Origin of the sequence: Yeguia hominis (assembly GCF_014384705.1) — a bacterium.
Lineage (GTDB): Bacteria > Bacillota > Clostridia > Oscillospirales > Acutalibacteraceae > Yeguia > Yeguia hominis.
In genome coordinates, this window is record NZ_JACRSN010000032.1 from 1 (window position 1) to 9,792 (window position 9,792).

Below are 9,792 nucleotides of genomic sequence, written 5' to 3' on the forward strand. Positions count from 1 at the left end.
ACACAATCGGAGCATGACAGACATGGAGACGAGGCGGTTATTGTTCAACTGGGTCATGGTATGGGACGACAGGTGCGCAGCCTTGGCCAGCTCGCCTTTTTTCATTTTGTTCTTGATCAACAAAATCCAAAGTTTGTCATAACGGACCGTCATGGGTTCCTCCTGTTGAAAATAAAATCTCCCAAAGTGCTTATAACTTTACAGAGTATATTCTACCATAACGCCTCCGAAATTACAACAGAATACGAGCAAATTCCGCAAAAACAGCAGCTATGGTGTCGATTTTGGCCATCACCTGAAAAGGCCTCCCGAACCGTTCACCTATGGAAAGGCAATTCGGGAGGCTTATTTGCGTACAAGGCACTCTTACAAGCTATCTGGGCCTGCGATATTGATGATCCGCAGGCCGCTACGGCGGGCATAGTTCACGGTATAGGCCGTGCCGCCGGTGGGTTTCGTCAGATAGCAAATGCAGACGCTGCTGTTATCCACAAGATGCCGATTGCGTTTTTGCATACAGCCCCGAAAATAGTGCTCCGAGGTATAAGTCACCTTATCTGCGCAGCGCTTGATCTCTTCGTATGTGTCGATATTCTCTTGCGGCCAGCCTCGAGTCTGGTTAAGGCACGGCAGCACAAGGATCAGCCGGATCCGCGGATAACACTCCCTCAAGCGGAGGACAACCTGCGCTGCCAGAGTATCAAACCCCAAGGCACCGCCTGCGCCAAAATAGCGATAGCCCTGCTCAATCAGCGTGGCCAAGGTATCCTCCAAGTGCTTGGAGATTTCGAGCAGATCATCTGCCGGCAATTCCCGATGTCCGGTGAAGCAAACTGTTTTTGAGCGCATAAACTTCGCACTCCTCTCGAATACTATAAATGCCGAAATCTTAGAAATAATATCTATAGTATATATCCCGGCCTTTTGAATATCAATAGTCTATGGATTGGCCAAAGCGATATTTATAGACTATATATGGAGGCGAGGGGAATGAGTGATATCGCAAAGATCATTGGGCAACGCATCAGAAACTACCGGACGCAAAAAGGACTCAGCCAGGAAAAACTAGCCGAGCTTGCCGGCTGCCATCCCACATATATCGGGCAATTGGAACGTGGTGAGAAAAACGCCACTCTGGAAAGCGTTGAGAAGATTGCATCAGCTATGGATATTTCACTGTCCGAGCTATTCGATAAGTTGGGAAAGAGCGGCGGCAACAACATTGCGGCCAAATGCTATGACTTGGTTGCCTCTAAGAACGAGGCAGAGCAGAAGCAACTCTATAAAATGCTTCAGGAAATGGACAAATACAAAAACCAATAAAAAAACACGGTGCCACCCGACGAAGGGTGACACCGTGTTCTGCTTAGTAGGCGACTACGCCATATCCGAGAATTTCATAATAGCCAACCGGGTACTGATTGACGCGGCAGCTGTCGCCGGAGTTGCCCTCGATGGTGAAGACGATGCCGTTTTCGACTTTTTGGACAATACCGGTGTGGTCGGATTGTCCATCCTGCGGACCCGACGAACCCTTGTTATCCCAATCAAAGAAAATAATCATTCCGGGGACAGGCTCGGCAGAGCCATCTATCCACTGTCCACGGTCTTTGAACCACTGGACGCCGTTCACGCAGCCTGCATATTTGGGTACAACCCCGGTGTCAATATAGCCGCACTGATCGGCACACCAACTGACGAAGCAGGCGCACCACTCAACACGGCTGCCGAAGCCGTACCATGACCAATAGGGCTCACCGCCCACATTGCCCACCTGAGAAAGCGCTACGGCAACGATTTGGTCATCCACTCCGTAGATTCCGTAAAGCACCGCCGCCCACATACTGCTGTCCTGCGCAAGCAGTTCTGCAAGCTGCTGCTTTTGATCCTCATTGAAGCCGTACTGCGCAGCCATCTCATCCGCGGTTTTGTGACTAACGGCGATATAGAGCGTTGTAATCGTCTCCTGCACCTCTTCCTCAAGGATATTGCCGTTGCCGTCATCCGTCTCCACAATAACCGTTTCTGTCTTTGTTTCCGTCCGGTGGATGATCTCGTTCATCTCCCAGAACAGATCCTTCAGAAGCTGTTCCTTTTCCGGCGTGATGGTTGCTACCTCTTGGGGATTATCCGGATCAGAGGTTGTTTTGACAGCGTAGACTGACAACACCTCTGGCCACACGGCACGGGAGCCGGACATTTCAAGCGCATCGTATTCAACAGAGTCCTTGATGGCATCCAGCTCGTTCTGGTAATCCATGTTGATTTCCTGAATGACCTGCCGCATCGTCTTTTCTGAGCCGGTATCTTCGCTGGAGAAGAAAATGCCGAAGCAAGAGCCGACAATCAGCGCAATGAGACAGATAACAACAATGACCACGACCGCAACCCAGCCACCGGCAGCGATCGCTGCAGCCAGTGCTTTCATCGCCGCTGCTATGGCCTTGATTGCCGCCGCAACAGCTTTCGCCGCCGCAACAGCCGCTTTGTAGGCGGCTATGGCAGTCTGGCGGGCAATCTCCGCCGCTTTCTGTGCGGCCTTTGCAGCCGCAGCCGCTGCCTTTTGCGTTGCCTTCGCTGTTACCTCTGCGGTTTTGATGGCAGCCTTGGAGGTTTTCTCCGCAGTCTTTACGGCCCTCTCTGTTGACTTTACCGTTCCCTTTGCACCGGCTTTTACTGTCTGTTTCCCGGCAGAGCGAGCAGACTGCTTGATGGTGCGTTCAGTACGCTCCGCAGATTTGATGGTCTGGTTTCGTCTGCTCCGGATGCTTGTCCGCGTGGCCTCCGTATTTTGCCGCGCTGCCTGCCGTGCAGCCTCCTCTCGCGGCGTTCTGCTTGGCGCGCCCCTACGCAGCTCCTCCTCATAGCGGCGAACCCGTTCTTCATTTTTGTGGATGCGCTTTTCATTGCGGTGCTCCCGGTGCGCCTCCTTGCCTTTTTCAATGGCTTTTTTCGTTTGGCCGGAGACCTCGTGCCAAACCTGATCAGTCACATCTTCAGCGGCATAGCGGATTTTGTCCTCCGCGTATTCGGAGGGGGAAATCTGCCCGTCGTCCATCAGGTTTTCCGCCTGATCCTTGGAACGGACAAGCGCTGTCTTCATGCGCTCGGAGACAACCGCTGCCTTGTCAAGAATCTTGATATCCTTAACGCTCTCTCTTGTTTTTATCCTGCCCAAAGCCATCACCTCCCTTCAGAGCAGACAATTCACACCTTCTTTGCTACGACAACGAAGCGACCGTTGGGATAGGTATATTCGCAGGTGGAAAGGGTCAAAAGCTGATCTCCGTATTCGGCAGTAACGCCCGTGTCACAGAGTTGTCTTGCGCGGACATTCTCCATGAACTCGGCAAACTGCGCCTCATCCATCAGCGTGTATTCGTTGTACTTGAAGGACTCGCGGTTCGTATTGAATTTGAAAGCGGCAACGACCTCATATTTGCCGAGGCTGGAGAGTGTGTCAAAGGCAATCGTCGGATGCTCCCTGCAGAAGTCAGCATCAGCGTATTTACAGAGGTCGGCAAACATAGAGCCGTCGTTCATGTGATGACCGTAAATCACAAGGTTGTTGCTGATCCCGGTCATGCAGGCCTCGTCAATGTACGGAACACCGTAGTCGCTGTATGTTTTATCAAAGCTGCGCTTCAGATAGAAGTCCGGCTTGTTCGGGGTCTGCATGACGGGGTAATTGACATTCGTACCATCAATCTTGATCCATCCGATGAAGTCGTTGTTCTGCTCAAACAGAGCGTCATACTTTTCGCGGGCCAGCGCCGCCTCTGCTGCCGCCAGTTCTTCTGCACTCAGATCTGCTTCCTCCGCTTCGGTATCCTTCTGCGGCTCGTCGATTTCCGTAATCAGATTTGTCAGATCGTCAAATGCCGCCTTGCTGTTCTTCGCATCCAGATACTGATGCGTAAACATGGCGCTGCAAAAGATTGCTGCCGCGCCGAGTACGGAAACGATGATGATTCCAAGGGTTTTCTTTTTCATTTTGTATTCCTCCCAAAAGAATGGAGGACGGGGTTAATCCCGTCCTCTTGCAAATTTGCCCTCACCGGGGCGCGTGGTCATAAGCTGATAGAGCTTGGTATTCTGCGGAAACCGATTGATAAAGGGCACCAGCGCAGAGCCGTATTTAATCAGTCCGCAGCCGGCGTCGGCATTGGTGATATAGCTCATCTGCTCATTGGAGATGTTCAGGAGCTTGGCAAGCTGCCCTCTGTCGGAGGCAGCCTGGTTCAGCATGACCACAAATTCCGAGTTGGAAAGCATGGTGCTGGCCTGAACGGAATCCAGCAGATACTCTACATTCTGCGTGATTGCCGTGGGGTATGCGTTGCGCTTACGGAACTGTCGCCATGCGGAGTTGAAGAACTGCGCCGAGAACTCGTTCTCGAACACCACATGGAACTCGTCAATAAAGACATGAGTGCGCTTGCCCTTCTTCCAGTTCAGCGTCACGCGGTTGAGCATGGTATCGGTGATCACCAGCAGACCGGTGGGCTTGAGCTGGGAACCGAGACCGTGAATATCGAACACCACGACACGCTTGTCGAGGTCTACATTGGACTGCTTGCCGAAGATATCCAGAGAGCCGGTGGTATAGAGCTCAAGGGACAGCGCGATCTGCTTTGCTTCGGGTTCAGGCTGTTCCAGCAGCATATCGCGGAGGGTGCAGAGAGTAGGAATCGTCCCGGTGTCTGCCGCATTGCGGTACACATTGGTGATGCAGCGGTCGATGATAGACTTGTGCTGCGGTCCGACGCCCTTCTTGTCGATCTGCTCGATCAGAGACATGATGAACTCAGACTTTACGACAATGGGGTTGTTTTCACCGTACCCGTCCACCATATACATGGCATTCAGTCTGTCTCTGCCGCCGGCAGATACGCGGATCACCGAGCCGAGATCTCCCATGGCTTCAATAAGCGGCGCGTATTCTCCCTCGGGGTCACAGATCAAAATATCATCGTTGGTGTTCAGAATGAGGAAGGTGATCAGCTCCTTTGCCGAGAATGACTTGCCGGAACCGGGAACACCGAGCAGAAAAGCGGACTGGTTCAGAAGATTTGCCTTGTTGCACATGATGAGATTATGGGAAATGGCATTTTCGCCGAAGTAAATGCCGCCCTTATCCATGATCTCCTGCACCTTAAAGGGCATCAGTACCGCAAGGCTTTCTGTCGTGAGCGTTCGGAACGCATTGATTTTTCTCGTGCCGATGGGGAGCACCGTATTCAGCCCATCCGTCTGCTGATACTTCAGCGTTGCCATTTGGCACATGTGCTTTCTCGCTGTAGACAGCACCGTTTCCGTATCCAGGTCCAGCTGCTCCTTGGTGTCTGCGGTAATCACCATTGTGACCACCGCAAACATCATGCGCTGGTCACGGGTGGTCAGGTCGTCCAAAAATTCCTTGGATTCCTTGCGCTGAAGCTCCATATCATAGGGGACCACAGCGGAGAAGTTGTTGTTCTGATTCTGCCTTCTCTGCCAGCCGGTGATGTTCGTTTCCACGCCCAGCAAGAGGCGTTCCACCTCACGGACGGCCTCATCGGTGGGAATGGGGATCACATCAATGGACAGCATGAGGTTGCGGTTCAGCTCGGTCAACTCCGAGAACATGCTGTCCTTGATATAGCTGGCGTAGTCCTTGAGGAAAAGCACTCTGGCATATTTCTCGCCCAGTTTGATATGATCCGCAGTACGCTCTATGCTGTCCGGGCAGATGTAGTCACGGAAATCATGCCCCAGACGCGCCTTCCGGTTCATATCAAACGAGAATGCCACCTCATCGCCGGGGCGATAAAAGTCGTGGAGAATGCGCAGCCGCTCAACGGCGTTCAGGGGCACACACTTAGAGCCCAGATTTGCGAAATGGGCGGTCAAATCCGCTCCGATTCTCGCAAAATATGCCCGTGCTTCCTCGATGTCCTTCTTGGCCACGGTGATGGTAATATACTTTTCCTGTGTGATGCCGTTTGCTCCTGTTGCCTTGTCTAGGAGCATATCGTTATACTCCTTACGGTACTCATCCAGCCCGTCCTGCTTCATGGGCATCAGGATGGACTCCTCAAAATCCGACCTGTTCAGCCTGTGATTGTTGATGGTGATCTTCGTGGTAGCGCCGCTGTCCAAGCTGTTCAGAAGCTCCGAGTATGTCAGAAACATGCTCTCTTTATCCTCACGGCTTGCCACCAGATAGTTGATGTCCGAGAATCGGAAGGACTTGGAGAACTTATTCCCAACCTTAAAAATGCCATCCGGCCAGATGTTCTTGATTGGAATAAGGTCCTGCACCTTTCTCGGAACCTTAAACTTTTCCTTGTCCTGTGCAAGGATCGCTTTGATGCTCTTAATCATTGTGCTTGGAAACCTCCTTTTCGCGTTCATCGATAGCGCCTTTCAACGCCTCGTAGTAGATATTTACCGGCTCGAACTTGATCTGCTTGGGCTCCAGCATTTCGCTGCGGAGCCAAGCCCACACAAATTGCTCTGCGGTCATACCGTTGTAGTTCACAAAGCCCATTGCCGCAAAGGGAGCGGCACCGAGGATGCACATCCACGAAACTGTTTCCGTCCCCACATAGGGCTTCAAAACAAAGTACAAAAGCACCGCAACGCCAACAGCCAGTAAAGAAAAAACGAACTGTCTGAGGGACAGTCCGAAAAACATAGACTCGGTATAGTTCCGAATCTCTCTATTGATTTTGACTTCCATTTTCATTCCTTTCCCGGCGCAGAGCCTCCTGAAGGTCCTCCTTGCAGGCACATTCCTCTGCAAGGCAATTTACTTCGCCTTTCTTTCTGCCGCCGTAGTAGAGACAATATTTGCAATCGCAATCAGCCACGGTATATCCGCGCCATTGATTCAGTACACGCTTTGCCATATCAGATCCCCATCATCTCCTTCACAAGCCGGTCTGCCATTTTCACCGCGCCGACCAGAATGAGCATATTGAAAATCAGCTCGCCGATGTAGCTCCACACCATAGAGGCTGCTGCAGCGTCCGGATCGACAACCGGAGGGCTGGAGGCAAACACCGAGAAGATGATGCAGGCCAGAACAATGATCGCTCCCTCCAGGCATACCGACGCATAGCTTTTCAGGAAGCTCTTGCCGATGTTCTGCGTAGGCTCTCCGGCAAAGGCCGAAAGGGGAACCGGCGCAAGCGCGGTGTACATGTACATTTTGAAAAAGCGGCCATATACACTCAGAATCATCACGAAGGACAGCACCCAAATGAACAGTCCGCCGATCAGCGTCACCGCCCACAAGGGGATGGACTCAAAGAAGCCGCAATCCTCCACTGCCGTGATGATTTCCTGCGGCAGCACCGTTGCCTGCGGGCTTCCAAAGCCGGCAGAATTCATGATCGTACTGACCACGCCCTGAATAATCTCCAAAATCGCCATCATCAGCTCCATGCCGTAGGTAATCAATCCCTTGGCAATCGCAAAGCGAACGAACAGCTTCACTGCGTGCTCCGGCTTTTTCAGCTCGGCAAAGGAGCCGCAGGTCTTTACGACTCCCACCACAAAGAACAGAACCAGCAGAGCATAGCCGATGGCCTGCAGCGCTCCGTGGATGCTGCAAATAATCGACCAGATCGAGCCGCCTTTGAATGTCTGCGGTGACTGCGTGATCAGCTGCCAAATCTCAGACAGCTTATCGTTCCATACTTCCAACGCATTTTCGAGGTTCTGCACAACCCAGTTATCCGACATTCGTTACACCTCCCTTCGGGGCGGTCTTTGCGACCGCCCCTTTTGCGGAAACCGGATCAGCCAACAATAAGGTTGAGGATTTCCTTGGCAAAGGTGATGATGACGCCGCCGGCCAGGGTCAGGAAACCGTTGGAACGCTGGCTCGGATCGTGGGACTGGAAGCTGAGGCCGACCTGCACAATGCCCCAGCCAAGCAGAATCAGGCCGACCGCACGGATGAGGCCGAAGATAAAGTCGCTGAGGTTGTTGACGACGGTAATGGGGTCGCCTGCGGCAAAGGCGGTTACGCCCATGCTCATGGTAAGCGTAAGGGCAAGGACGGCCATCACATAAATGCGGTAGCCCTTCTTGACCTTGCCGGGAATCTCCGGCTTGTTGATGTTCTTCTTCGTATTAAGTTTCTTCATTGCCTTTTTTCTCCTTTTCATCAAGTAGTTCTTCCAGCTCCTCTTCCGAGTAGAGCAAGAATTCATGTTTTTCTGCCTCCATCTTTTCGGCGTTTTTGACAGCCTTCTTGTCGAAGCTGAACGCCATGGAAGCGATACTTCGGGTATCCTCACCGTGGGTATAGGCCGGTGCGGAACCGTCCGTCGTAAGTGCCACATTGGGATGATGAAGGATGTCATACTTGAGATCCCGGATGGGGCGCTCTCCGCGTATAAAAAGAAGTGCGTACCGGTTGTCCAGCATACGCACTTCGTCAGGTGTCATCAGCTCTCGTCCGGCAAGCTGATAGTTGGTGGAATAGCTTCCGTTTCTGCCGCGAGACCGTCCGTAGGTATTCGTATCGATGGTCTCCTTACCCAGCAGCTTGGAAACATACTCGTGGGTACTCTGCTCGTTACCGCCCAGGTACAGAAATTCATCGCAGTTGCCCACAATACTCTCCCATTGCTTCTCGAACAGAGCTTTCAGCTGCGCAAGATTCTGAATGATGATGGAAACAGAAATCTCACGGCTTCGCATGGTGGACAGGAGCTTATCAAACTCATCCGGCAGAGCGACATTGGCAAACTCGTCCATGACAAAATGCACATGCATGGGCAATCTGCCGCCGTGAACGGAGTCGGCCTGATAGTAGAGCTGCTGAAACAGCTGGGTATAAAGCATACCCACGATGAAATTGAAGGAGCTGTCATTATCGGGAATCACGGCGAATACCGCCGTTTTCCTTTCACCGATTTGCCCCAAATCCATTTCATCGCATTGGGTGATACCGGCCAGCGAATCCAGATTGAACTTTTCCAAACGGGAGACAAGGGAAATCTGGATGGATTTCAGCGTCTTAGCGCTGCCGGAGTGATACGCTCGATAATACTTGAGAGCGATATGCTCCGGGTTTCTTTCCTCCAATCTCTCAAAAAGCTCATCGAGAACGGACTGGTATTCCTCGTTGTCCTCCTTTACATCGCCGGCTCGGATCATCTCCATAACCATGGAGAAGTTCTGCTCATCGGGCGGAGCCTCATAATGGAGATAGCAGACAAGGGCCTTGAGCAGCATCGCCGCCGTCTGATCCCAGAACGGGTCCTGTGTCTGACTTCCTTTGGGCGTTGTGTTCTTAAAGAGGTTTGTGGTAAGACGCTGAATATCGTCATCGCTGCTGATATACACGAATGGGTTGTAGCAATGGCTTTTTTCCATATCAATAAGATCAAGGACTTTGATCTCATAGCCCTTCTCCTCCAGCAAATGTCCGGTGTCCCGGAGCAGTTCGCCCTTTGGGTCAAGCACAACGAAAGAAGTATTCGCATTCATAATGTTGGGCTTGGCGTAGAAGCGTGTTTTGCCTGCACCGGAACCGCCGCATACCAGCACATTCAGGTTTCTGCGGTGCTTTCTTCCGTCCAGGCCGATGGCGACATTTTGCGTCAGCAGCTTGTTTTCCGTCTTATCCTTGTTGGCATATTTCTTGTTGACCGAACCTGCCGTGCCCCATTTGGCTGATCCGTGCTCTTCTCGCCGTCTGTAATTGTGCTCCGTGGAGAGATAGACGCCGATGGCGATCCCGTACACCAAAAGCAAAGTGAGGACAGTTTTTACACTGTCCTCACAAAGCTG

11 protein-coding genes are annotated in these 9,792 nt (G+C 52.1%); 1 reads left to right on the top strand and 10 read right to left on the bottom strand.

Annotated features, from left to right (window positions below):
* The coding region (locus IAG03_RS14650) for a helix-turn-helix domain-containing protein (RefSeq protein WP_430472470.1) at positions 1-153 on the bottom strand (153 nt) is incomplete at its 3' end.
* Between the two features lie 213 nt (positions 154-366).
* Positions 367-849 (bottom strand): SLOG family protein, encoded by a 483-nt coding sequence (locus IAG03_RS13585; RefSeq protein WP_249320621.1) that lies wholly within the window; start codon positions 847-849, stop codon positions 367-369.
* Between the two features lie 141 nt (positions 850-990).
* Here IAG03_RS13585 and IAG03_RS13590 point away from each other — a divergent pair, with 141 nt between their 5' ends.
* On the top strand, positions 991-1,323 hold the full coding sequence (locus IAG03_RS13590; protein WP_249320622.1) for a helix-turn-helix domain-containing protein: 333 nt from the start codon (positions 991-993) through the stop codon (positions 1,321-1,323).
* Between the two features lie 43 nt (positions 1,324-1,366).
* On the opposite strand, the gene IAG03_RS13595 is transcribed toward IAG03_RS13590, so the two are convergent.
* The 8 genes from IAG03_RS13595 to IAG03_RS13630 all read right to left on the bottom strand — a co-directional run.
* Positions 1,367-3,178, bottom strand: a complete 1,812-nt coding sequence (locus IAG03_RS13595) for a CHAP domain-containing protein (RefSeq protein ID WP_249320624.1) — start codon at positions 3,176-3,178, stop codon at positions 1,367-1,369.
* Positions 3,179-3,207: 29 nt separating this feature from the next.
* Positions 3,208-3,993 (bottom strand): class B sortase, encoded by a 786-nt coding sequence (locus IAG03_RS13600; RefSeq protein WP_249320626.1) that lies wholly within the window; start codon positions 3,991-3,993, stop codon positions 3,208-3,210.
* A 33-nt stretch (positions 3,994-4,026) separates the two neighbouring features.
* A complete protein-coding gene (locus IAG03_RS13605) occupies positions 4,027-6,366 on the bottom strand; it encodes a VirB4-like conjugal transfer ATPase, CD1110 family (protein ID WP_249320628.1) in 2,340 nt (779 codons plus the stop codon).
* The gene (locus IAG03_RS13610; RefSeq protein WP_249320630.1) at positions 6,359-6,724 is read right to left on the bottom strand and encodes a PrgI family protein; all 366 of its coding nucleotides are present in this window, start codon (positions 6,722-6,724) and stop codon (positions 6,359-6,361) included. Before IAG03_RS13610 ends, IAG03_RS13605 begins: the two co-directional genes overlap by 8 nt.
* Entirely contained in the window at positions 6,705-6,893 is a 189-nt protein-coding gene (locus tag IAG03_RS13615; protein ID WP_249320631.1) for a hypothetical protein, read from the bottom strand. The genes IAG03_RS13610 and IAG03_RS13615 overlap by 20 nt, the downstream gene beginning before the upstream one ends.
* 1 nt (position 6,894) lies before the next feature.
* Positions 6,895-7,731, bottom strand: coding sequence for a VirB6/TrbL-like conjugal transfer protein, CD1112 family (locus IAG03_RS13620; protein WP_249320633.1), 837 nt, complete (start codon positions 7,729-7,731; stop codon positions 6,895-6,897).
* A 56-nt stretch (positions 7,732-7,787) separates the two neighbouring features.
* Positions 7,788-8,138, bottom strand: coding sequence for a glutamyl-tRNA amidotransferase (locus IAG03_RS13625; RefSeq protein ID WP_249320635.1), 351 nt, complete (start codon positions 8,136-8,138; stop codon positions 7,788-7,790).
* Positions 8,125-9,792, bottom strand: a 1,668-nt coding sequence (locus IAG03_RS13630; protein ID WP_249320637.1) for a VirD4-like conjugal transfer protein, CD1115 family, incomplete at its 5' end; no start/stop codon positions are given. The genes IAG03_RS13630 and IAG03_RS13625, both read right to left, overlap by 14 nt.